At 41.6% G+C, this 23,250-nt stretch carries 25 protein-coding genes; 19 read left to right on the top strand and 6 right to left on the bottom strand.

The annotated features are described in order from the left end of the window. Window positions 1-8 precede the first annotated feature (8 nt). From nirD to Aso01_RS06240, 11 genes are all read left to right on the top strand, one after another. Window positions 9-1,631, top strand: coding sequence for a nitrite reductase small subunit NirD (gene nirD, locus Aso01_RS06290; protein WP_004937376.1), 1,623 nt, complete (start codon window positions 9-11; stop codon window positions 1,629-1,631). 15 nt (window positions 1,632-1,646) lie between these two features. Next, window positions 1,647-4,436 carry a nitrate reductase gene (locus Aso01_RS06285; protein ID WP_004937377.1) on the top strand — a complete coding sequence of 930 codons (2,790 nt, stop codon included), beginning with the start codon at window positions 1,647-1,649 and terminating at the stop codon, window positions 4,434-4,436. Continuing rightward, window positions 4,433-5,059, top strand: a complete 627-nt coding sequence (mobA, locus tag Aso01_RS06280; RefSeq protein WP_004937379.1) for a molybdenum cofactor guanylyltransferase — start codon at window positions 4,433-4,435, stop codon at window positions 5,057-5,059. Before Aso01_RS06285 ends, mobA begins: the two co-directional genes overlap by 4 nt. A gap of 277 nt (window positions 5,060-5,336) precedes the next feature. Further along, window positions 5,337-6,356 (top strand): GTP 3',8-cyclase MoaA, encoded by a 1,020-nt coding sequence (gene moaA, locus Aso01_RS06275; protein ID WP_004937381.1) that lies wholly within the window; start codon window positions 5,337-5,339, stop codon window positions 6,354-6,356. A 2-nt stretch (window positions 6,357-6,358) separates the two neighbouring features. Next, complete coding sequence (locus tag Aso01_RS06270; protein ID WP_004937383.1) at window positions 6,359-6,610, top strand: MoaD/ThiS family protein; 252 nt, start codon at window positions 6,359-6,361, stop codon at window positions 6,608-6,610. A 1-nt stretch (window position 6,611) separates the two neighbouring features. Beyond that, on the top strand, window positions 6,612-7,094 hold the full coding sequence (locus tag Aso01_RS06265; RefSeq protein ID WP_004937386.1) for a molybdenum cofactor biosynthesis protein MoaE: 483 nt from the start codon (window positions 6,612-6,614) through the stop codon (window positions 7,092-7,094). Between the two features lie 18 nt (window positions 7,095-7,112). Further along, window positions 7,113-8,036, top strand: a complete 924-nt coding sequence (moaCB, locus tag Aso01_RS06260; protein ID WP_004937388.1) for a bifunctional molybdenum cofactor biosynthesis protein MoaC/MoaB — start codon at window positions 7,113-7,115, stop codon at window positions 8,034-8,036. Continuing rightward, on the top strand, window positions 8,036-9,259 hold the full coding sequence (locus tag Aso01_RS06255; protein ID WP_004937391.1) for a molybdopterin molybdotransferase MoeA: 1,224 nt from the start codon (window positions 8,036-8,038) through the stop codon (window positions 9,257-9,259). The genes moaCB and Aso01_RS06255 overlap by 1 nt, the downstream gene beginning before the upstream one ends. A gap of 10 nt (window positions 9,260-9,269) precedes the next feature. Beyond that, window positions 9,270-10,031 (top strand): molybdate ABC transporter substrate-binding protein, encoded by a 762-nt coding sequence (gene modA, locus Aso01_RS06250; protein ID WP_004937394.1) that lies wholly within the window; start codon window positions 9,270-9,272, stop codon window positions 10,029-10,031. Window positions 10,032-10,040: 9 nt separating this feature from the next. Then, the gene (modB, locus tag Aso01_RS06245; protein WP_004937396.1) at window positions 10,041-10,724 is read left to right on the top strand and encodes a molybdate ABC transporter permease subunit; all 684 of its coding nucleotides are present in this window, start codon (window positions 10,041-10,043) and stop codon (window positions 10,722-10,724) included. Continuing rightward, a complete protein-coding gene (locus tag Aso01_RS06240) occupies window positions 10,721-11,371 on the top strand; it encodes an ATP-binding cassette domain-containing protein (protein WP_004937397.1) in 651 nt (216 codons plus the stop codon). Before modB ends, Aso01_RS06240 begins: the two co-directional genes overlap by 4 nt. A 1-nt stretch (window position 11,372) precedes the next feature. Here Aso01_RS06240 and Aso01_RS06235 read toward each other — a convergent pair whose 3' ends face one another. Beyond that, window positions 11,373-12,785, bottom strand: coding sequence for an aminotransferase-like domain-containing protein (locus Aso01_RS06235; protein WP_004937400.1), 1,413 nt, complete (start codon window positions 12,783-12,785; stop codon window positions 11,373-11,375). A 123-nt stretch (window positions 12,786-12,908) separates the two neighbouring features. Between Aso01_RS06235 and Aso01_RS06230 the strand changes: the two genes are divergently transcribed. Beyond that, window positions 12,909-13,778: a DMT family transporter gene (locus Aso01_RS06230; RefSeq protein ID WP_004937403.1), complete on the top strand. Its 870-nt coding sequence runs from the start codon at window positions 12,909-12,911 to the stop codon at window positions 13,776-13,778. 4 nt (window positions 13,779-13,782) lie between these two features. Here the strand turns inward: Aso01_RS06230 and Aso01_RS06225 are convergent, their stop codons facing one another. Genes Aso01_RS06225 through tusD form a run of 4 tightly spaced genes read right to left on the bottom strand, consistent with a single transcriptional unit; the run spans window position 13,783 to window position 15,173 of the window. Beyond that, on the bottom strand, window positions 13,783-14,094 hold the full coding sequence (locus tag Aso01_RS06225) for a TusE/DsrC/DsvC family sulfur relay protein (RefSeq protein ID WP_004937405.1): 312 nt from the start codon (window positions 14,092-14,094) through the stop codon (window positions 13,783-13,785). A gap of 24 nt (window positions 14,095-14,118) precedes the next feature. After that, window positions 14,119-14,400, bottom strand: a complete 282-nt coding sequence (locus tag Aso01_RS06220) for a hypothetical protein (RefSeq protein ID WP_004937407.1) — start codon at window positions 14,398-14,400, stop codon at window positions 14,119-14,121. 9 nt (window positions 14,401-14,409) lie between these two features. Beyond that, a complete protein-coding gene (locus Aso01_RS06215) occupies window positions 14,410-14,760 on the bottom strand; it encodes a hypothetical protein (protein ID WP_004937411.1) in 351 nt (116 codons plus the stop codon). A gap of 44 nt (window positions 14,761-14,804) precedes the next feature. Continuing rightward, window positions 14,805-15,173 carry a sulfurtransferase complex subunit TusD gene (gene tusD / locus Aso01_RS06210; protein ID WP_004937417.1) on the bottom strand — a complete coding sequence of 123 codons (369 nt, stop codon included), beginning with the start codon at window positions 15,171-15,173 and terminating at the stop codon, window positions 14,805-14,807. 71 nt (window positions 15,174-15,244) lie between these two features. On the opposite strand from tusD, the gene Aso01_RS06205 reads away from it, so the two are divergent. The 4 genes from Aso01_RS06205 (at window position 15,245) to Aso01_RS06190 (ending at window position 19,088) form a co-directional block, all read left to right on the top strand. Continuing rightward, complete coding sequence (locus Aso01_RS06205; RefSeq protein WP_004937420.1) at window positions 15,245-16,249, top strand: SDR family NAD(P)-dependent oxidoreductase; 1,005 nt, start codon at window positions 15,245-15,247, stop codon at window positions 16,247-16,249. A 122-nt stretch (window positions 16,250-16,371) separates the two neighbouring features. Beyond that, on the top strand, window positions 16,372-17,766 hold the full coding sequence (gene fumC, locus Aso01_RS06200) for a class II fumarate hydratase (protein ID WP_004937423.1): 1,395 nt from the start codon (window positions 16,372-16,374) through the stop codon (window positions 17,764-17,766). Window positions 17,767-17,863: 97 nt separating this feature from the next. Continuing rightward, window positions 17,864-18,355, top strand: a complete 492-nt coding sequence (locus tag Aso01_RS06195; protein ID WP_004937427.1) for a hypothetical protein — start codon at window positions 17,864-17,866, stop codon at window positions 18,353-18,355. A gap of 130 nt (window positions 18,356-18,485) precedes the next feature. Next, window positions 18,486-19,088 carry a nitroreductase family protein gene (locus tag Aso01_RS06190; protein ID WP_004937430.1) on the top strand — a complete coding sequence of 201 codons (603 nt, stop codon included), beginning with the start codon at window positions 18,486-18,488 and terminating at the stop codon, window positions 19,086-19,088. Window positions 19,089-19,152: 64 nt separating this feature from the next. On the opposite strand, the gene Aso01_RS06185 is transcribed toward Aso01_RS06190, so the two are convergent. Next, entirely contained in the window at window positions 19,153-20,082 is a 930-nt protein-coding gene (locus tag Aso01_RS06185) for a LysR family transcriptional regulator (protein ID WP_004937433.1), read from the bottom strand. An 87-nt stretch (window positions 20,083-20,169) separates the two neighbouring features. On the opposite strand from Aso01_RS06185, the gene Aso01_RS06180 reads away from it, so the two are divergent. The 3 genes from Aso01_RS06180 to Aso01_RS06170 are packed head-to-tail and all read left to right on the top strand — an operon-like array spanning window position 20,170 to window position 23,247. After that, complete coding sequence (locus tag Aso01_RS06180) at window positions 20,170-21,414, top strand: acyl-CoA dehydrogenase family protein (protein WP_004937435.1); 1,245 nt, start codon at window positions 20,170-20,172, stop codon at window positions 21,412-21,414. A 16-nt stretch (window positions 21,415-21,430) separates the two neighbouring features. Then, window positions 21,431-22,552 carry a phosphotransferase family protein gene (locus Aso01_RS06175; protein WP_004937438.1) on the top strand — a complete coding sequence of 374 codons (1,122 nt, stop codon included), beginning with the start codon at window positions 21,431-21,433 and terminating at the stop codon, window positions 22,550-22,552. Then, entirely contained in the window at window positions 22,549-23,247 is a 699-nt protein-coding gene (locus Aso01_RS06170; RefSeq protein WP_004937441.1) for a histidine phosphatase family protein, read from the top strand. The genes Aso01_RS06175 and Aso01_RS06170 overlap by 4 nt, the downstream gene beginning before the upstream one ends. The last annotated feature ends 3 nt before the right edge of the window (window positions 23,248-23,250 follow it).

Raw genomic sequence — 23,250 nt, 5'->3', positions numbered from 1 at the left:
ACAAACATATGACCAGTTTAAAAGCCTTAAATCGAGTGAATGATGCAGAATGGATCGAGATTTGCGCACTAAATGATATTACGCCCAATACGGGGGTGGGTGCGCTTCTTCACGAGCAGCAGATTGCACTGTTTCGTGTGGGACACGAGCAACGAGTGTATGCGCTTAGTAATACCGATCCGTTTAGTGGCGCAAATGTGATGTCTCGCGGGATTATTGGCGACTTACAAGGTGAGCGTGTTGTCGCATCTCCAATCTATAAGCAGCATTTTAGCTTGGCCACAGGTCGCTGTCTGGAAGATAAAGACCAACGACTATTGGTATTTCCAACCAAAGTCGAACAAGGACGGGTTTATGTTTCGCCCATAGCGCAAAAGTCGTACATTACCAACAACGGAACTGCGCAAGAAAAACTGAAGCTGGTATTGGTCGGAAATGGCTTGGCAGGTATGCGCTGCCTAGAAGATTTACTGGATATGAATGCCGAGCGCTATGAAATTACCGTGATTGGTGAAGAGCCATGGGGCAATTACAACCGCATCATGCTTTCGCCTGTTTTATCGGGTGAAAAAACGGTAGAAGACATCATGTTGCATTCGCATGCGTGGTATCAAGAGCGTCAAATGCGGTTTATTGCGGGCGATCCGGCTGTGAAAATTGATCGAACCCGTAAACAAGTGACAACACAACAAGGCCAGATCGTCGACTACGACCGCTTGATTCTTGCAACAGGATCGAAACCGTTTATTCCACCGATACAGGGGAATCAACTCAAAGGCGTCATCAGCTTTCGGGATATCTATGATGTCAACACCATGGTGGATTACGCATCAATCAAAACTCACGCCGTTGTGATCGGAGGTGGCTTACTGGGCCTTGAAGCTGCGTATGGGTTAAAGCAACGTGGAATGCAGGTGACTGTGCTGCATTTGATGGATCGAATCATGGATCGCCAGCTTGATCAGCGAGCCAGCGAGCTACTTAAAGGCAGTATCGAGCACAAGGGAATCCGTATCCTTACCCAAGCCAATACCGAGGCTTTAATTGGCGATGAACATGGTCATGTTCAGCAGCTACGCTTGAGCGACGGCACTTTACTCAATGCTGACCTCGTGGTGTTTGCGGTAGGTATCCGCCCAAATATTGAGCTGGCCCAACGAGCCGGACTGCGATGTAATCGTGGAGTTTTGGTCAATGACACCATGCAAACCTTCGATCCGAGTATTTATGCCGTTGGCGAATGTATTGAGCACCGTGGTCAAACCTTTGGTTTAGTCGAGCCACTGTGGGGACAAGCCTTTATCTGTGCCAGTCATTTGGCAGAACATGGCAGCTTAACCTTTAAAGCGCCGACTGTGCCCACCCAGTTAAAAGTCAGTGGCGTGGATGTATTTTCTGCCGGTAATTTTCAGCCACAAGATGATTATGAAGACATCATTTTAAATGACGAAAAGCGTCAGATTTACAAGCGTATCATCATTCAACACGACCAGATCATCGGCGCCGTTTTGTTTGGTGATACTGAAGATGGTTCATGGTATGCAGAACTGATTGCAGATCAGACTCCAATTGGCTCAATTCGAAACAAATTGCTGTTTGGTCGCGATTTTGCACTAAGAAAAGCAGGTTAATCTGAAGGAGCCGCCATGAATACGATTCCCCTTGTGCAACTCCAGAGTGATACATCCAACTTAATCCGTCATACCCAAACTACATGTCCATATTGTGGTGTAGGATGTGGCGTGACCGCAACGGTTGAAGAAACCAAATCGGGTAAAAAAATCTCGGTGACTGGAGATGAAACACATCCTTCTAATTTTGGTCGCTTATGTATCAAAGGGAGTCGTTTGGCCGATACACTGGGTTTGGAAACACGTGTGTTACAACCTATGTCGGGGCGTGGTGCAGCCCGTCATGCCACTACATGGGAGCATGTGACTGATGAAATTGCAAAACGCTTTCAAGCCTGTATCGATGAACACGGTAAAGACAGTGTGGCGTTCTATGTGTCGGGGCAACTCTTAACTGAAGACTACTATGTGGTGAATAAGTTTGTAAAAGGCTACTTGGGCACAGCCAATATCGATACCAACTCACGTTTATGTATGTCGTCGGCAGTAGCGGCGCACAAACGCAGTTTCGGTGAAGATCTGGTGCCTGCCAGTTATACCGATTTTGAGCAGACCGATCTGGTGGTACTGGTGGGTTCGAATACCGCATGGTGTCATCCGGTTTTGTATCAACGGATTATGAAAGCCAAAGCAGAGCGTGACCTTACAGTTGTGGTGATTGACCCACGTTATACTGCAACATGCGAGCAAGCAGACTTACATTTGCCGATATTACCGGGTCAGGATGTCACGTTATTTAATGGCCTATTACAGTATTTGCATCAACACGGTCACACCGATCATACTTTTGTAAATGCGCATACCGATCAACTGCAATATGCGTTAGATGCTAGTCTGGCTCAGGCCAATTTAAACGACGTGGCAGAAAAGACCGGGATCTTACTCGACAAGCTCGAACAGTTTTATGCATTGTTTGCTCGCTTGGATAAAGTGATGACGCTGTTTTCTATGGGCGTTAATCAATCCTCACAAGGGGTGAATAAAGCCAATTCAATTATCAACTGTCATTTACTCACTGGAAAAATTGGTCGGCCAGGTGCTGCGCCGTTTTCGATGACAGGGCAGCCAAATGCCATGGGCGGGCGTGAAGTCGGCGGTTTGGCCAATATGCTGGCCGCACATATGGAAATTGAACAGCCTTTACATCGGCAAATCACTCAGCGATTTTGGAATAGTCCATCTATTGCGACTCAGCCGGGATTAAAAGCGGTCGATTTATTTCAGGCAATTGAGCAAGGCAAAATTAAAGCCATCTGGATTATGGCCACTAATCCGGTAGTGAGTTTACCCAATGCTGATCAAGTCAAACGTGCTTTAGAAGCCTGTGAACTGGTTGTGGTATCGGATATCAGTGAACACACCGATACCACTGCTTATGCCGATTTTTTGTTGCCGGCACTCGGTTGGGGAGAAAAAGACGGAACAGTGACCAATTCTGAACGCCGTATTTCCAGACAGCGCGCCTTTCTAGATGCACCTGTACAGGCCAAAGCTGATTGGTGGGCCGTGTGTCAGGTCGCAAAAAAAATGCAGTTTGATGGGTTTGAATTTCAATCGGCTGCCGAAATTTTTGATGAGCATGCCCAGTTATCAGCCACAGCCAACTTAGTAACGAATATTCAAAGTGAAAATAGTGTCTTTCGTTACTTTAATCTTTCTGGGTTAGTCGGTTTATCTACAAAAGCCTATAACGAGCTTAAACCGATCCAATGGCCAGTCTTGCATAATCCTAATGAGAATGACAAGGCAATCAATCAGCAGCAGTTATTCCAATCTGGGGTGTATAGCCATAGCAATCAAAAGGCGAAGTTTATTGCCACACCTGCTATAGATGCTGTGCATGCGCCATCTAAAGCGTTTCCGCTGATTTTAAATACAGGGCGTATTCGTGACCAATGGCACACCATGACCCGTACAGCACTTTCTGCGCATTTAACGTCACATCGTGCAGAACCCTATTGTGAAATACACCCTCAAGATGCACTCAAGTACGGTGTACAGCATGGCAGTCTGATTGAAGTGAAATCACAGTGGGGCAGTTGTGTATTGCGCTTGAGTGTTTCAGACAGTATTCGCCGTGGTCAGATTTTTGTTCCTATACATTGGAGCGAGCAACATGCTTCCGATGCACGTATTGGTAAGGTGGTCAATCCTGTAGTCGATGCAATTTCAGGAGAACCTGAGTTTAAACATACGCCTGTAATGTTGCAGCCATTTTATACGTATTGGCAAGGATGCTTGTTTGTACGTGAAGGTATGGAGCATCTTATGGTATCGCAGCTTCAACAGTTGGCATGGTGGACAAAGGTCAAAATGACCAAAGTGATTCGATACGAGATTGCGGATCGTTCCCGAATAGAAGATATACAAAACAACTTAAAAGCATTTTTACCTTTTGATGATGCATCCTACGAATGGTTAAATTTAAGTGATCCGAGTACACAACTCTCGCACAGTGTGGTGTTAAAAGACGGTATATTGATTGCAAGCTTATACATTGCGCCGTTAGAGATGTTACCCGACCGTGACTGGGTTGCAACGTTGTTTAAGCGTGAACGCCTCAGTGCATTGCATCGTAAAGCTTTACTAGCAGGTATGCCGATTAATGTGCGCAACAATGATGGCCCATTGGTCTGTAGTTGCTTTAAAGTAGGAAAAAATAAAATAGTGGATACCATCAAGGCGCAAAACTTAGTGCATGAAAAACAAGTGACAGCATGCCTTAAAGCAGGCGGAAACTGTGGATCATGTTTACCCGAAATACGAGGTTTAATTAAAGCTTGTCAACAGGAGATCGATGCGTGAGCGTGAGCAAATATCCACAAACCGATTTGGTCATCTTGGCTGGTGGACAGGCCCGTCGTATGAACGGGGTCAATAAGTTATTACAAAACTTTGATGATCAGATTCAGTTGCTGAAAATTTATGAGCGCTTAAAGCACGATATTCATCAGATCTGGGTGAATAGCCATCGAGATGCCAGTTTGTATCGTCAGATTTTGCCACAAACACGTAGTTATGAAGATCATCAGCATGGTTTTTTAGGACCAATGATGGGCATATACAGTGCTTGGAATCATGTGGCATCGGATTATGTGCTTTTTGTACCGTGTGATATTACCTACATTCCCAGCAAGGTTGTGTCGTTATTGCATCATGCTTTGAATCAAGATCCACGTGCGATGATGAGTTATGTGGCCATTAATGGCACAGCGCTATATCCATTTTGCCTGATGAAGCGATCAAGTGCGGCGGTCATTAAGAATCACTTAGACAAAAATCAATTGAGCATCAAAAGAGCCTTAGCAGACTTACATGCGCAGGTGGCTTATTTTAGAAAACATCGCTTATTTTTTCATAGCATCAATTCATTAGACGAGTTACAACAATACCAGCAGCTGAATACGCTCAAGCAGAGCGAGTTTTAATCAAATCCCGCCGTAAATTCGCTTAAATGAATATATGTGAGTTTAGATAATCATTATTGCATTTATCTTGAAGCGAACAAAAAAATGCAAGACAGGTCTGATTTTTGTTAGTAAATTGGATTGTCACTGATGAGTAATGGTGCAAGGAAGCATATTTTGATCATTTTTTGAAATATTTTTGCTTTTTAAAATCAACATCATGAGTCATTATAGAATTATCAACGTGCAATAGCGCTGTTTAAGGGTTATCTCGAAGTTTTAATTATGAGTGCATACAATGAAGCATGAAACACAAGATCTGATGACGCCACCTTTTAAAGATCAATATGGGCGTCATAAACGGAAACTACGTATTTCCGTTACAGATCGTTGTAACTTCAAATGCCTGTATTGTATGCCAGAACATCCAGAGTGGATCAAAAAGCATGACTTGCTAAGTTTTGAGGCACTTTTTGAGTTTTGTCGCTTTATGGTGCAAAATGGAATTGAAAATATTCGGATTACTGGCGGTGAACCACTGATGCGCCAAGGCGTGGTGCACTTTATACGTGATTTGCAATCGCTACGGGCAAAAGGTTTAAAGCGTATTTCGATCACCACCAATGCCCATTACTTAAAGAAATATGCATTAGATCTTAAACATGCAGGTTTAGATGATCTCAATATTAGTCTAGATAGTCTCGATCCAGAGCAATTTATGACGCTGACCAAAAAGCCAATTTTGCCTGTTTTAGAAGGTATCAAGGCAGCGCAAGCCGTAGGTTTGAAATTTAAGATTAATACCGTGCTCATGAAGGGTAAAAATGACGATCAAATTTTACCATTAGTTCAGTGGGCCAAATCGCAACATATTCCGCTCAGATTTATCGAGTTTATGCCACTTGATGGTGATCAGCACTGGTCGAACGCCGCTGTAGTGTCAGAGCAAGAGATTTTAGAGGTACTTTCTAAAACGTATTCAATTGAAGCGCTAGAGCAACACAGTGAGCCAGCACGGCTTTTTCGTTTAGATCAAAATTATGACGTGGGTGTCATCTCAACCATTACCCACTCTTTTTGCGGACAATGCGATCGAATTCGTTTAACAGCTCAAGGTGAGCTGTATAACTGCCTATTTGCGCCTAAGGGCATTGATCTCAAGCCATTACTAAACGAATTGGTTCAAGGGTATGATCAAGATCGGACACTGACAGAACTCTATGATAAAACCTCGAGCTATATCTGGAATAAAGCCAAAGGCTTTCATAGCTTAAACACACACACACGAAAAATTACCATGCATATGATTGGAGGATAACAATGTCGGCCTTAAACGTCACGATTGAAGGTTATGGTGCCATACAAAGAAAAATACCCTCCCAGATCGTTTTGAATTATTCAGATACGGTGCTTGTTTCTGACGTTTTAAATGATATTACTCATCAATATCCAGATGCGACACAGGCCATTGAGCGCTGTGCATGTGCAATTGGTGAAGATATTATTTCGCGTCAAACCTACTTAAGCCAAAATTGTACCTTGGTCTTACTTTCACCTGTAGCAGGAGGCTGATATGAAAGAATTCCAACGCGTGCAATCAGTTGACTTAACACTGGATAGTTTTGATCCTATATCCGATTTTCCTGCTTGCGGTGGTATTGGTATTTTTCAGGGAACGGTACGTAACCATCACAATGGTCGCGCTGTGAGTGGGCTGAAATATACCTCCTATACGCCTGTTGCAGAAAAAATGATTCGTCAGATTGAACAAGACATCATGAATAAGCACGGTGCTGCATATGTGCGGGTTATTCATCGTATTGGGCAGCTAGATATCGGTGGAATGGCAATTATTGCCGTGGCCTATGCGCCGCATCGCCGTGAAGCATTTGCGGCCTGCGAAGAGGCGGTAGAGCGTGTAAAACATGAAGTGCCAATCTGGAAAGAAGAGTTTTATACCGATGGCAGCAGTCAATTTGTCGAAGGATGCTGTATCCGTAAAGATCATCATCATGATCAAATCGATCATTCACATCATCACGAACACCAGCACTAATTTAAAACGGGATTTTTAATGAAAAACGTAGGCATGAAACCGGAAAGTTATCGTATTGCCGAAGCTCAAGCTATTTTGTATGCACCACCACATTGTATTGAATTACTTCGTCAGGGAAATACCGAAAAAGGTGATGCACTAAAAACAGGACGCATTGCAGGTATCTTGGCCGCAAAACGTACCGATGAGCTGATTCCGCTTTGCCATCCATTGCCTATTTATCGTGCCGAAGTCGATTACGAGTTACATGAAAACTTTGTTGAAATTCTAACCACGGTAGAAACCATCGGCCCAACGGGTGTAGAGATGGAGGCACTCACAGCCGCAAGTATTGCCGGTTTAACCCTGTACGATATGCTTAAACCGCACTGTGAGCCAGAAGATTTGGTGTTAGATCAGTGCAAGCTCTTAAAGAAAAAAGGCGGTAAATCGCATTTCAAGCGTACACTTCGCCAAGCTGTATCTGCGGCGGTAATTGTATTGTCTGATACTGTAGCCTCTGGCAAAAAACCAGATACTGCCGGTAAGTCTGTGGTTGAGAGTTTAACCGAAGCTGGCTTTACGCCTATTCATTACCAAATTTTGCCAGATGAGCCTGAACAGCTTAAAGAACTGGTTCTTGAGTTAACCAAATCCTATGCATGTGTTATTACAGTGGGCGGTACAGGAATAGGTAAGCGAGACATTACAGTCGACACCCTAGAGCCTTTACTTGAACGTAAGCTCGATGGCTTGATGGAAGCTGCACGTGCATTTGGTCAGCGTCGTACACCGTATGCAGCAATGTCGCGTGGAGTTGCAGGTTTTATCGATCGTTCATTGGTGATGACATTCCCAGGTAGCCGTGGTGGTGCTTCTGAAACAATGGCTGCTTTATTGCCAGCGATTGTGCATATTTTTGATGTGTGCCGTGATCTTCCACATCCGGGAGGTTATGAATAATGTCCGCATGTGGCCATGAAAAAGGTCTAATCAATATCGATGAGGCAATTGATCATATTTTAAATACGGTCAAGCCACTTGGCACGGAAAACATTGAACTACAAAATAGCCTAAGTAGATATCTGGCACAGCCAATTCATTCGCCAGTGAATCTACCAAGTTTTGATCAAAGTGCCGTTGATGGGTATGCGCTGTGTGCGAGTGATATCATTGAAAAGAACCAATGCTTTGAACTTATAGGTGAAATACGCGCAGGGCAAAGCAGTGATCTGGTTTTGAAAGCAGGTCAGGCTACGCGTATTTTTACTGGCGGTAAACTTCCAGAGGGATGTACGACGATTGCGCGTCAAGAGATTGTACATCGGCTCGATGAGCATCGAATCCAGATTACAGAATCACTTCAGGCCAATATCGACATCAGACGCCAAGGTGAAGAGTTAGCTCTTGGGCAGCAGGTGGCCAATAAAGATCAATATCTTAAGACCGGGCCTTTAGCCGCGTTGAGCATGGCGGGAGTTCAGCTGGTTGATGTATATCGTCAGCCTAAAGTCGCCGTAGTAATTACAGGTGATGAAGTTGCTACTGAGCAAAATAGCCTAAGTAATGCACATGTCTATGATGCCAACGGACCGCTAATTAAGGCGTGGTTTCAAGAGCGACATATACAAGTTGAAATTTTACACATTCATGATGAAGCGAAGGCACTGAGTGAATTGTTTGCTCGACTTAAAAATCAGTATGATGTGATTGTGACGACAGGTGGTGTGTCTGTAGGGGACTATGATTTTGTTCGGCCCTGTGCTTTTGAGGTTGGATTTAAAGAAATCTTTTGGAAAGTCAAACAAAAACCCGGTAAACCGATTTTCTTTGCCAAATATCAACAAGATCAGCATGCATGTTATTTACTCGGGCTACCGGGCAATCCAGCCGCCGTGTACGTATGTATGCAAGTATATACGCGTCTGCTCATCGATGCGCTGCAAGGTCAAAATCAAAATATCGATTGGTTTGAAGTCAAGCTTGCACAACCGCTTAAAGCCGATAAGCGTGAGCGCTTTATGCGCATGAAACTGGAGCTTCATGCTGGTGAGCTAAGTGCTTCAAACCTTGCCAATCAACAGTCACATATGTTAAGTAACTTAATGGATGCGAACTGTCTGGTTCGTGTACCAGCGGATATAAGTCCAGAAGTGGGAACGCTCGTCTCTGCAATACGAATATAAGGTGCCAATCATGATAAAAAAAATCGCTGTATTTTCGCTTTTCTGTCTTGGTGCTTTACACGTTTCGGCAGGTGAGGTGAGAGTCTATGCGGCGGCAAGTTTGACTAATGCAGTGACTGATATTGCCAAGCTTTACAAACAGCAGCATCCATCAACCAATGTCGTGACTGTTTTTGGTGCATCATCGGCGCTAGCAAAACAAATCGAGAGTGGTGCAAAAGCAGATATTTATTTTTCTGCCGATACAGACTGGATGAAATATTTAGTTAAGACTCAGTTTATATCGTCAGGTAAGGTAAAAAATACACTCGGCAATCAGCTTGTGGCCATCACGCCGATGGATATGGATGTACCTTTTGGCCCCACCAAACAATTTAACTTTGCCAATGCATTTAAAGGCCATTTATGTACTGGTCAAATGGAATCTGTGCCTGTAGGCAAATACGCCAAACAAAGCTTGATGGCTTTAGGCTGGTATACACCTTTGCAAGGACGTATTGTTGGGACAGATGATGTGCGTTCAGCTTTGGCCTTTGTTGAACGTGGTGAATGCGATGTTGGAATTGTTTACCAAACCGATGCATTAATCAGTAAAAAAGTTAAGATTATTGGAACATTCCCTTCAAAAACACACGATCCAATTGTTTATCCTGCGGCGCTCACCAAACAAGGTGAACGTAATCGCGAAGCGGCCCAATTTGAACATTTCATGCTTAAAAATGCCAAAGCAAAAGCCATTTTTACCCGTTATGGTTTTAGTGAGTTGAAATAGTCGTTCTACATGCTCACACCTGAAGAAATCTCTGCCTTATATTTATCTGCCAAAGTGGGCTTGTTTGCCACTTTGGTGAATCTTCCTTTTGCTATTTTTGTGGCGTGGATCTTAGCTCGATATGAATTTCGCCTAAAAGTTATACTCGAATCTCTTTTACAATTACCTATGATTTTACCACCCGTGGTATTGGGGTATTTGCTGCTGATTTTATTTGGTAACCGCGGCATTGTGGGGCAGTTTTTAAGTGAATGGGGAATTCAACTGGCATTTAACTGGAAAGGCGCAGTCATTGCCTCGATGGTGGTGGCTTTCCCACTGATGGTTCAACCGATTCGTTTGTCTTTTCAACTGATTAATCAGCAACTTGAACAAATTGCACAAACTTTAGGGGCAAGCCCTATTCAGGCTTTTTTTTCGATTAGTTTGCCGCTTGCCTTGCCTGGTGTACTTATTGGAAGTATTTTGTGTTTTAGTCGCAGTCTGGGGGAGTTTGGTGCCACTATTACCTTTGTGGGCAATATTCCAGATGAAACCCGCACTGTACCCATCGCAATTTATTCGTTATTACAACAACCGGATGGCGAAAGCATGGCAATGCGTTTAGTACTACTCTCCGTAGGTTTGGCGTTTGCTGCACTGGTGGCCAATCATCTTATTTTAAAACGTTATCAGCAAAGGTTAACGCCATGAATCTGCGCTGTCACTTTAATTACGTCCAGCGTGATTTTCAGCTTCATGTTGATTTAACACTAGGGCATAACTTACTCGGAATTTTAGGCCCGTCTGGTTCTGGAAAAAGTACATTTTTAAAAAATATGGTGGGAGTTTTGAAGCCTCATGACGGTGAGATCACTTTCAATGAGCGTGTTTTGGTCAATACAGCCGAGCAGCAATTTGTACCTACGCACCAACGTCATATTGGACTGATTTTCCAACAGGCGCAGCTTTTCCCACATTTAAACGTAAGACAAAATCTTGAATATGCGTTGCGGTTTAATAAGAAGCGCCCGCAAAAATTCAGTTTTGAGCAGATTGTAAAGCTACTTAGCCTAGACGCATTGCTCAGTCGTAAAGCTTTACAGCTTTCTGGTGGGGAAGCACAGCGAGTCTCGATTGGGCGAGCTTTACTGGCTTCCCCTGAGCTTTTATTGCTGGATGAGCCACTCACAGGCTTGGATCGACACCTAAAAAATCAGCTTTTGCCTTTTTTATTCGAGCTTAAACAGCAATTAAATATTCCGATCATTTACGTTACACATCATCCAGAAGAGCTGGATTATCTCAATGCGCCCATTGTGACTATGGAACGGGGGATATTGCAGTACAGCGATACATAAGTCAGTCAATCAAATGATCATTCATATATGTAGATGCAGGTTTTGATGCAAGTAAACCCGCTTGTAATACGTTAAATACATCGTAATGAACACATTGGGCGACATTAAATCGTAAAAATTGTTTGAATAAACCTGATGTGCTAAACGCTTCACCTAAAGCAAGAACGACACCTTGCTCTGTGCAATACTGTTGTAGTCGATGAAGATCAATATAAGCAGGTAACTCACACCATAGAAACATTCCTGCTTGTGGTTTTATCCATGGGCGAATTTGCATTTGTTCAAGTGTATTTATCGATATGTCCATAGCATTTGCCAAACGTGTATTCAGCTGCTCAAGATGCTTACGGTATTTTCCATCTGTGAGCACCTTATACAAAACATGTGCTGAAAAATTATTATGACTGAAACTCGTGGCAATTTTGAGATCAATTAAATCATTAATCCACTCAGGTTTTGCCACGATATAGCCGCAGCGTAATGAAGCTGATAATGTTTTGGAAAAGCTGCCGATGTAAATACTGTTTGTAAGGCCGTCAAGTGCGCTAAAGCGAGGCGAGTGTTTATTTTCAAAATCTGAAAAAATATCGTCTTCAATTACAATCATATTCGCTTGTGTAATTAAAGAAACCAGTTGATGAACCGTCGCAGATGAAGGCATAGCGCCTGTAGGATTATGAATACCTGAATTCGTAATATATAACCGCGGTTGATGTTCTATGATGGCTTGCTGAAAGGCCTCAATATTTGGGCCACCTGTAGTATATGGAATACCGATGACTTTGGCTTGATGTACCTTAAGTAACGCCTTAAAGTTAAAATAACAAGGATCATCGACTAAAACAGTATCACCCGGTTTGAGTAAAAAACGACAAAGTAGATCGGTTGAATATGAACCTGAATCGGTCAGCAAGACTTGATCTGGACTTACAAATATACTTTTACTTTGCAAGCGTCTTGCCAATAATTCACGTAACAAATTAAACCCTAATGGCGAGGAGTAATTCATCAATTCAAAGGTCGATTCTTTAGAAACGTCACGGATTGCTTTTCTTAAAGCTTCATGAGGCATCCAGCTATCTGGGAGCCAGCCGCATCCCGGCTTTATTAATGATGGAGATGCTTCTAAGAGTTCGCGAGATAGCCGAAGTGGATCAAGGTGTTTAACCTGTATCGGCTCCATATTTGAAAGCTTTAAAGGTTCTAGTGGTGCGCTAACAAAAAATCCAGAGCCTGCACGAGACTCTATCTGGCCAGTAGATAACATCCGCTCATAAGCACAAACAATTGTAGATACAGAAAAATCAAGCTGTTTGGCCAGTTGTCGAACAGATGGTAGTCGCATACCTGGTGTGAGCCGGCGACTTTTAAGTTCAGAATCGATATAACGTATTACGTGTTCAATTTTAGTCATGTTAAACCAATTACTGTATTGAATTTTAATCCAGTACAGTTTTTATAAATTGTACTGCACTGTATCTTTGTACCAACTTAACATAAGTTTATAAAAAGACATTCTATAAAATGCGATGTCATCATGAATTCTCAATTTTTAGCTTGGTTAAGTGGTTTAATCGGTGTTGTAATCTTTTCCGGATCTTTACCTGCAACACGTATTGCTGTTATGGATTTTAATCCTTGGTTTTTAACAGGAATTCGTGCTGTTATTGCGGGTATTGTTGCTATGGTCTTGTTAAAAATCTTAAAAGCTAAGCGACCATCAAAACGTGATTGCGGGAATTTAGTATATGTCGCGGTTGGTGTTGTTGTGGGATTTCCGTTATTTACAGCATTAGCACTGCAACATATTAGTGCGGCTTTTTCGATTGTATTTATAGGATTGCTTCCTTTAAGCACTGCCATATTCGCAGTCCTGCGTTCAAATGAGCGACCTCAACTGACATTTTGGCTGTTTTCATTATTTGGAAGCGGATTGGTTGTTTTATATATTTTGTTAGATATATCGTTGAATACGCAAAGCTTTTTTGGGATTTTATATATGCTTTGTGCAATTATTCTATGCGGATTTGGATACGCTGAAGGGGCAAATCTTGCGAAAAAAATAGGGGGATGGCAGGTCATTTGCTGGGCGCTGGTTATTTCATTACCTGTAATGCTCATAGTAACGATCTATAATTATTCTAGTGAAATACTAGATAAATTGACTTTATCTGGTCTGGTAGCTGTTTTATACATTTCGATCTTCAGCATGCTGATCGGATTTTTCTTCTGGTACTATGGTTTATCAAAAGGCGGTATTGCAAGTGTAGGGCAATTGCAATTATTGCAACCCTTTATGGGCCTAGCACTTGCAGCGGTGATATTACATGAACCAATTAGTGCCAACATGCTTATTATCACAGCAGGCGTCATTTGTTGTGTGGCATCTGCCAAGAAATTTGCCTAATCGATTACAAGCAATTAGCAGGTTTTGGAATACCAGCCAAACGGCTTAAATGGCGTGCAACAAGACCTGTTTTGAATGCTTGCTGTAACACTGCATTATCAATATTGGCATCTACCGTTTTCATTAGATATTTGATCAGAGGACGCGTTGCAGGAGAGTGTCCGAACTGTTGATAAAACTGGCGGACTGCATTTAAAACGTTAAAGTGCCATTCAGTCAATTCAAGATCTAAAGAACGAGCAAGCTCTTGAGCCACGTCTTTATTCCAAATGGTGTAATCGACAAGATGTCCATCTTGATCAAGATCTAAGTGCATAAAATAGCCTAAGCAAAAATCAAATTATTTAAAAGATACACTACGTTTGTATTGCAAAACTAAGTCCGCAAATGCACTGTAATCTAGGGGAATTATAGCGGAACTAAGATCAGGATTTAAAAGAGTCCGTTCGTTATTTAAACAGTAATACGACTGAAAAGAACGCATATTCTCGCTGGTGAGTGCCGACAATGCTTCGCCCATGATCACGATTTGATCACCTTCCACAAAGATCTGTTGTACTTTATTTAAAGCAGAAGCAGTCGATGCAAAAGAAGTTTGTATGAGGTAAATTGTGTTGTTCATCTTTGGAAATTACCAATATAAAACATAATCAAAGGATTGAATCAGGCTTGCATTGAATTCGACAAACTCGATGTCTTGTGAAGAATTTCTAACAAACGCATGTTGCTGATATTTTGATTCAACTAAAATGGGCGTTAAGTCATAAAATTCAAAACTTTCCAGCATACTTGAAGCGGGTTTAAAGGCATGAATGAGCTGATCAAAGCTTTGGTCTTCTTTTAACAGCGTTAGGGCTGCATCTTGAAGTAAAACGCTGATATTAGAGCCAAAAGTGGCTAAAACCATCGTCGCAGACAGGCTTTCGTTGACCTGTAACTGACTTAAATTAGACTGGGTTAAAATAACGAGTACAGATTTCACACAATATACCTTTTAAAAGCAACACTCTAGAAATAAAAAGCTGCTTAAAATTGAATTAGACGTGTAGAAGATTCTACGGCATCTGCAAGTTCACCTAAACCAACCAGTTCAAATCCCTGAGCCAAGTTGTAATGCGTGAGTTGATGGCGTTTAGCATTTTCTTCATCTGTAATTCCACGGTTTAGTGCAGCACTAACACAAACAGGGAGTCGTATTGAGAGCTTTTGCCATTCTTGAGTCAAACGACGCTGATCATCGGGCACCCATTGCAAATCGTTTGCAACATGAACAGCATCTTGATAAAAGAACACTCGGAACACTTCATTTTTGTCCTGAAGTGCCTGAACTAAACCAAGTGCATGCCATGCATGAACCGATGTCGGTGCAGCAGTAATTAAAACTAATGTACTCATTGAAATTTCACTGTAGCCATGCGTCTGATAACAGATGAGCTATTTACACATGATAAAAAGGTAAGTATACAATGATTTTAGTGACAGGTGGTTTAGGCTTTCTTGGGTCACACATTGCTTTGAGTCTTCTGGCTCAAGGTCAAGAGGTTATATTGGTCGATAACTTGGCCAATGCATCTTTACAAACATTAGAACGATTAGAATATATTTCCGGTATGTACGTGCCATTTGTGAAAGTGGACGTTCGCAACACACCCGCATTAAATAAAGTTTTTGAGCAATATTCCATTGATGCTGTCGTACACACCGCAGGTTTTAAAGCACTCGAAGAATCCAAGCTTAAACCGCTTGAGTATTATAATGACAATGTCAGTTGTATCATGAGCTTGTTGCGCTCTATGCAGCGTACAGGCGTAAGAAAACTGGTTCATCTCTCAAGCTTAGCGGTGTATGGCGCTTCTGGATTAAATCTTACAGAAGATACGTCTTTTAATACCACTTATCCCAATCCATATATTAAATCTCAGCAAATGATTGAAGAAATCATACGAGATACGTATAAAACTGATCATGAATGGAAAATCGCCATCTTGAGACTTTCCAATATTGCCGGTGCTTTTGAACATGGGGTACTCGGAGAAATGGTGCCTCAATTACCAAAAAATATTATTCCACTCGCGATGCAGGTTGCCGCCATGCAACGGGATTATCTGGAATTACAGCATCAGGCTCTTACCGATGATCAAACTGTAGATCGAAGTTTTTTGCATGTGCTCGATGCATGTGAAGCCGTACTTGCAAGTTTATACTGGCTCAACCATCAAGAGCATACGTGTGAAGCATTTAATATCGCACATGATCATGTGACTTCAATTCAATCTCTACTTGAGCAAATAAGTACCATTACTCAAACTCAGATTAATACACACGATGCCATGTTTCCTATAGACGAATTGGCACAACTTGGTGCAGATATCAGCAAAGCTGAAAAAACATTGAACTGGAAACCGAAACGTACTCTACAGCAAATGCTTGAGCACCAATGGCAGTTCTATCAAAATACACTTAAAATGTAATAAAAATGATTCTTATTTACAAAGTGAGCTGGCTTTATTAGTATTTCATGACCAGCCAAGTAATCGTATCGGTTGCTCTAGCCCGTACTTGTCATTAATCATTATGGATAATAGAGGTTTTTATGCAAACTCGAATTGAACACGACACGATGGGTGAAGTCGAAGTCCCAAACGATGCAATGTGGGGAGCTCAAACGCAACGTAGTTTGCAAAACTTTAAAATTGGTCAAGAGCGTTTACCTCGTGCCATGATTCGTGCGATGGGTTTAGTGAAAAAATCTGCAGCCATCACCAATGCAAGCTTGGGCCAATTACCTCAAGACTTATCTGCTTATATTGTTGATGCGGCAGATGATGTAATTGAAGGGAAGTGGGACTCACAATTTCCACTGGTGGTCTGGCAGACAGGATCTGGTACGCAAAGCAATATGAACTGCAACGAAGTGATTGCAAATATTGCCAATCAAAAATTGGGAAATGCATTAGGATCACAGTCACCTGTACATCCTAACGATCACGTCAACCGTGCTCAATCGACCAATGATTCGTTTCCAACCGCGATTCATGTGGCTGCAAGCCTTCAGATCAATGAATTGCTTATTCCTGCAGTAACACGACTAAAAGCGACGTTGCAACAAAAGTCTGATGAATTCAATGACATTGTTAAAATCGGACGCACTCATTTACAAGACGCAACCCCACTCACACTCGGGCAAGAGTTTTCTGGTTATGTTTCTCAGCTTGAACATGGTTTGCACCGTTTAAAACAAGCACTGGAAGGCTTATACGAATTACCTTTAGGTGGAACGGCTGTAGGCACTGGCTTAAATGCTCATCCTGATTATGCAGTTCAGGCTGCTGCCGAGTTGGCCAAGCAAACAGGTTTACCTTTTGTCACTGCACCAAATAAATTTGAAGCACTCGCAGGGCGCGATGCGGCTGTATTTGCATCGGGTGCGCTTAAAACATTGGCAGTGAGTTTAAACAAAATTGCCAATGATATTCGCTGGCTGGCGAGCGGTCCACGCTGTGGTTTTGGTGAAATTCGTATTCCAGAAAACGAACCAGGATCAAGTATCATGCCAGGTAAGGTTAATCCGACACAAAGTGAAGCCATGACTATGGTGGTTGCTCAGGTACTTGGTAATGACACTACGATCAATGTAGCAGGTGCATCTGGTAACTTTGAGCTGAACGTATTTATGCCAGTAATTGCATTTAACTTATTACAGTCTATTCAGCTTTTAGGCGATGCATGTAATAGCTTTAATGATCATTGTGCGGTGGGTATTGAGCCAAATCGAGATAAGATCGATCACTTCTTGCATAATTCATTGATGCTGGTCACTGCATTAAACCCTGTAATTGGATATGAGAATGCAGCGAAGGTCGCCAAAACTGCCTACAAAGAAAATAAAACCCTTAAACAAGTGGCAGTTGAACTTGAATTGGTGAGCGAACAACAGTTTGATGAAATTGTTCGTCCAGAAAAAATGGTTTCACCTAATGCAAAATAACTTGCAATTGCACTGAAATCACACATCAGCAGTTTTTATCTGACGAGCAAACACGTACAATGTGACATCCTGATAAAGACTGCTGATGAAATTTCCCATGCTTGACGTGTATTTAACAGATATTCAAAAAAATGTTCAATTTCGTGATTATCCGAGTGATCAACCTGTTAAATTTTTAATTAATCTAAAAAAAATATTTCCAAGTACCGCTGATTTACTACTTCCTGTATTACCCGAAGACAATAATCTTGAAAATGTTACATGGGAATCTACATCGAAAGATTTCACCACATTCAAGAAACTTGTAGAGGCATGGGGTGTAATCGAATTACGCCTTAATGCATTAACAGCATATAAAGATAAAGAATTTACCAATCAGGTGCTTAAACAAGCACAAACCAAACGTAAGCAAATGGGCGGCAGTCATACAAAACTAAATATGGTCGAGCTGGACTACATTTTTATTCATGAAGTACACACTTTAATCGATGCAGAACTATCCGAGATTGGTGAAAAATTTTATTTACCAACATTACGCGAACTCTGGAAAGATGAAGTGAGCTCGAATGTTCTACTTGTAAAACTTTAATCGTTGAACAAAAAGTAAAAAATATATCGTATAAATTCAAATACCTTGTGCAGCGATCTGGCATAAATCATGCTATAAAAATAGTGGTTTTTCCATTTATTACCATTGCTGCAGCAAGGAATTTGAGCACATGACCAATCCAGTAATATCCTTACTTCAAAATCGTCGCACCATATACGCTATCGGCAAAAATATTCAGCAAACGCCAGAACAATTAACTGAACTCATTCAAGAAGCAATACGCCAAAGCCCATCTTCGTTTAATTCTCAGTCTTCTCGAGCAGTTATCTTATTTGATGCAGAACATGAAAAATTTTGGGGATTCGTCAAAGAAAAACTCAAAGAATACGCCACAGATGAAGCCGCAGCAGAAAAAACCAGCAAAAAAATGGATAGCTTTGCAGCAGGGGTGGGAACTATTTTATTTTTTGAAGATCAAAATGTCATTCAGGAGCTTCAAGAGAAATTTGCCTTGTATGCAGATAATTTTCCGGTTTGGTCCGAGCATTCGACTGCTATGGCGCAACTTGCAGTATGGACAGCACTTGCAGCTGAAAATGTGGGGGCATCTTTACAGCACTATAATCCTATCGTCGATGACAAAGTCCATGCTGAATGGGCTGTTCCATCGAGCTGGAAACTACGTGCACAATTGGTGTTTGGTTCAATTGAGGCACCAGCTGCCGAAAAGTCATATATTGACGATGAAACACGCTTTAAAATTTTCAAGTAACTGATCAAAATGATAAATCGAGATAGTTGAAATAATCTATACTCGATTTATCATTTAAAATAGCCTAAGTAAATAATGAAATAATTTCTTTTTTTAAAAACTCATATCTCAAATTATCAATCAATGCATCTGACCAATAAATACCAATCGTAAAAGTGGGCAATTCAAAAGGTATTGAATGAATCGTCAAATTGGTTGCGTAAGACAAATGGCTCAATACTGCACTTGGTAAAGTTAATATTGCATCGCGGTTATATTCTAAAATTTTGAGTGCTGTCGAATAATGCTGGCAACGTAAAAAAATTTCACGATGAATACCTTGCCGATGAAGATACACATCTTCAAGCAATGTACCTGTACGGCGTGAAGACACCCCAATATGTAGACCAGATCGGTAAATCTCAGCATTCATGACAGATTGTTGGCTGCAAATAACATAATGATCTTTCAGTAAAGCTTGAAAACCAATGCTGTCATGCGTTGGCGACTCTACATCAATAATAAAATCGAGCTGTTGATTTAATAGATCATTTTGAATGGTATTTCGATTGAGTTTGATACTACTAAATTCAATATTTTGATCGATCTGCTCAAAATGCTGAATGATTTTAGGCAAAACAAGTGGTTCAATCTCGTCATGGATAGCAATTCTTAATGTTTTAATGAGGCTCGGATCAAAACTCTTTTTTTGTTGACTAATATTTTGAAAAAGAATCAGTGCGTTTTTAATGACAGGATAGATATGTTCTGCAAATGGTGTAGGTTGCATGCTATTGCCGAGACGTATAAATACCTCATCTTCAAGTTGAACTCTTAAACGCTGTAAAGCATGACTGGCAGCCGATTGACTAATGGATAAACTTTGCGCGGCTCTCGAAATACTTTTTTGTTCAAAAATTGCAACAAACAGTGGATATAAGTTGATATCAATGCGATGAAATAAGCTTAGATCTAGGTAGGGTTGCGCAGTATCAAACTTATGAATTTCATTCATAGTGAAGTATTTAATAAAATCATTTCATGCATAATAAATTTACGTTTATGGTGAGTAAAGGATAAACACAACGAATTAGGAATAAAAATGTTTAAACTTTCAGAGCGTGCTCAAGATTTTGTGAATAGAACACGAGACTTCATTCATAACGAAATAGAACCGATTGAATTAAAGTTTTGGGATGATGTACATCAAATGAATCCCAACGGCGACTGGACGACTTGGGTTTGGCCAGAGCAGCTTGAAGTATTGAAAGCCAAAGCCAGAGCGGCGGGTTTATGGAATCTTTTCTTACCCGACAGTGAGCTTGGCGCAGGGCTATCTGTTCATGAGTATGCACACATAGCAGAGTTAACAGGTAGAAGCCTTTTGGCACCGATTGTATTTAACTGTAGTGCACCAGACACCGGCAACATGGAGTTGCTATGGCGCTATGGTACTGAGCAGCAAAAAAATGATTGGCTCATGCCGCTTTTAAACGGCAAAATTCGTTCCGTTTTTTGTATGACTGAACCTGATGTTGCTTCAAGTGATGCAACTAATATGCAAGCAACCGCGGTGATTGAAGGTAATGAAATTGTACTCAATGGCCGAAAGTGGTGGTCATCGGGTTTGGGTGATCCAAATGCAAAACTTATCATTTTTATGGCACATACGCCTGATACCAGTAAAGATCGACATCATCAGCATTCGATGGTGCTGGTACCGCTTGATACACCCGGTGTCAAAATCCAGCGAATGTTGTCTGTTTTTGGGGAGTATGATGCACCGCATGGTCATGGAGAAGTTATTTTTGATCAGGTGCGAGTCCCTATAGAAAATTTTATCGGCGGTGCAGGTCAAGGTTTTGAAATTGCACAAGGGCGATTAGGCCCCGGGCGTATTCACCATTGTATGCGATGCATTGGAGCCGCAGAAAAGTCACTCGAGTTAATGATTGATCGGGGTATGTCACGTAAGGCGTTTGGTAAAGAGTTGCTCAAACTGGGCGGAAATCTCGAACGCGTCGCAGAGGCACGCGTTGCAATTGATCAAGCACGCTTACTTACCTTATATGCTGCATTCAAAATGGATACTTATGGAACTTTGGCTGCGCTCACAGAAATTTCAGCCATCAAGTTGGTTGCACCCAATGTACTAGAAAAAGTAGTAGATATGGCCATCCAGATCCATGGCGGAGCTGGGCTTTCACGCGATACCATGCTATCTGCCTTTTTTATTCATGCACGAAGTCTAAGATTGGCCGATGGGCCAGATGAGGTGCATAAAGGCATGATTGCTCGGTTAGAGCTTGCGAAACATGGCTATGGCCGGTCGAAACCTTCACAATAAAAAATAAGGAAAATTTATGTCAGTTATTGATTTGGGTGGTTCGGTTCAAGAGGGAGAAGAGTTAGACATCCATGCGGTTGAATCATGGTTAAAACAGCAAGGAATCGTACTTGAAGGACAGGTAGAGCTGACACAATACACGGGCGGCGCATCCAACTGGACCTATCGGCTGAAATACCATAATGTGGATCTGATCTTACGGCGCCCACCCAACGGTACTAAAGCGAAATCTGCTCATGATATGGCACGAGAATTTTTTGTACAAAAACACTTGGCAGCCTATTATCCAGTAGTGCCTGAGATGATTGCATTGTGCCAAGATCCGCATGTGATCGGTTGTGACTTTTATGTGATGCGGCGTATCGAAGGAATTATACCTCGTGCAAAACTTCCGCCGGAACTTCAATTAAATGAAGAACAAATCAATCAACTCTGTCGAAATGTACTGGATCGATTAATTGAACTTCACCAAGTGCCTTATGAAGCGACTGAGTTAAAAGATCTGGGCAAAGGTGAAGGCTATTGCCAGCGGCAGGTCGAGGGATGGGATAAGCGTTATGAAAAAGCAAGAACCATCAATGTGCCATCGTTTGGATATGTTCGACAGTGGCTAAAAGACAACACACCTAGAGAATCAAAAATTTGCATTATTCATAATGACTGGCGATTTGATAATGTAATCCTTGATCCTGAGTCACCAACAAATGTGATAGGCGTACTCGATTGGGAAATGGCGACACTGGGCGATCCACTCATGGATTTGGGAAATGCGTTGGCTTACTGGGTAGAAGAAACAGACAACATGATTTTCAAATCGACTCGTCGTCAGCCCACACATTTAAAAGGAATGTTCACTCGCAAACAAGTGGTGGACTACTACATACGTCAGACCGGTTTAGATACAACGAACTGGACGTTTTATGAGGTATTTGGTGTTTTTCGCCTGGCTGTGATTGCACAGCAAATTTATTACCGATATTTTCATAAACAGACAAAAAATCAGGCTTTTAAGGATTTCTGGATTGTGATTCACGCACTTCATATCCGTGCTTTAAAATTAATTGCTGCCGAAAAGTTCAAACACAGCAAGATCAACACCAAATATCTTCACAAAGTTCAAGGAATCTTAAAGAAATGACCACAATTTATCTGGTTCGTCATGGTCAGGCTTCCTTTGGTAAAGCAAATTATGATGAGTTATCTCCTACAGGACAGTCTCAGGCAGAATTACTGGGCCAGTATTTCAAACAAATTTTAAGTGAAGCGCCTTATGTGGTGGCAGGTACAATGAAACGCCATATGCAAACGGCGCAAGGTGCGCTTAAGCAGTGTTTTCCTGAAGCGAATATTCATACCCATGCGGGCTGGAATGAGTTTAATCATCAACAGGTATTTGCAAATTACGACCCACGCTTTAAACAACCTGAATTACTTAAACAAGAGGTCACCAAAGCATCTAATCCGAGAGACTATCTAGGGCAAATTTTTGAAAATGCAGTTTCCAGATGGACAGATGGCGGGTTTCATCACGAGTACGAAGAATCGTGGCCAGATTTCAAATCTCGAGTTGAAACAACTTTAGCGCAACTATGTAATGAGCTTTCAGCTTTAAAGCCCAGATATGCTGTCGTATTCACCTCTGGGGGTGTGGTATCAGTTGCTGCTGGAAAAATTCTCGAACTCAATCCCAGCCGGACCTTTGCACTGAATTGGGCCATTACCAATGCCAGCATAACAACCTTAAGACTAGTAGGGAATGAACCACAACTTTTAAGTCTCAATGAGCATCATTTTATAAAAGCAAAAAATCGTGACTTACTCACATGGATATAAAGG

The sequence above is a fragment of the Acinetobacter soli genome, assembly GCF_000760595.1.
Lineage (GTDB): Bacteria > Pseudomonadota > Gammaproteobacteria > Pseudomonadales > Moraxellaceae > Acinetobacter > Acinetobacter soli.
Note: the sequence above shows the minus strand (reverse complement) of the source record. Positions and strands in the feature narration are given on the sequence as shown.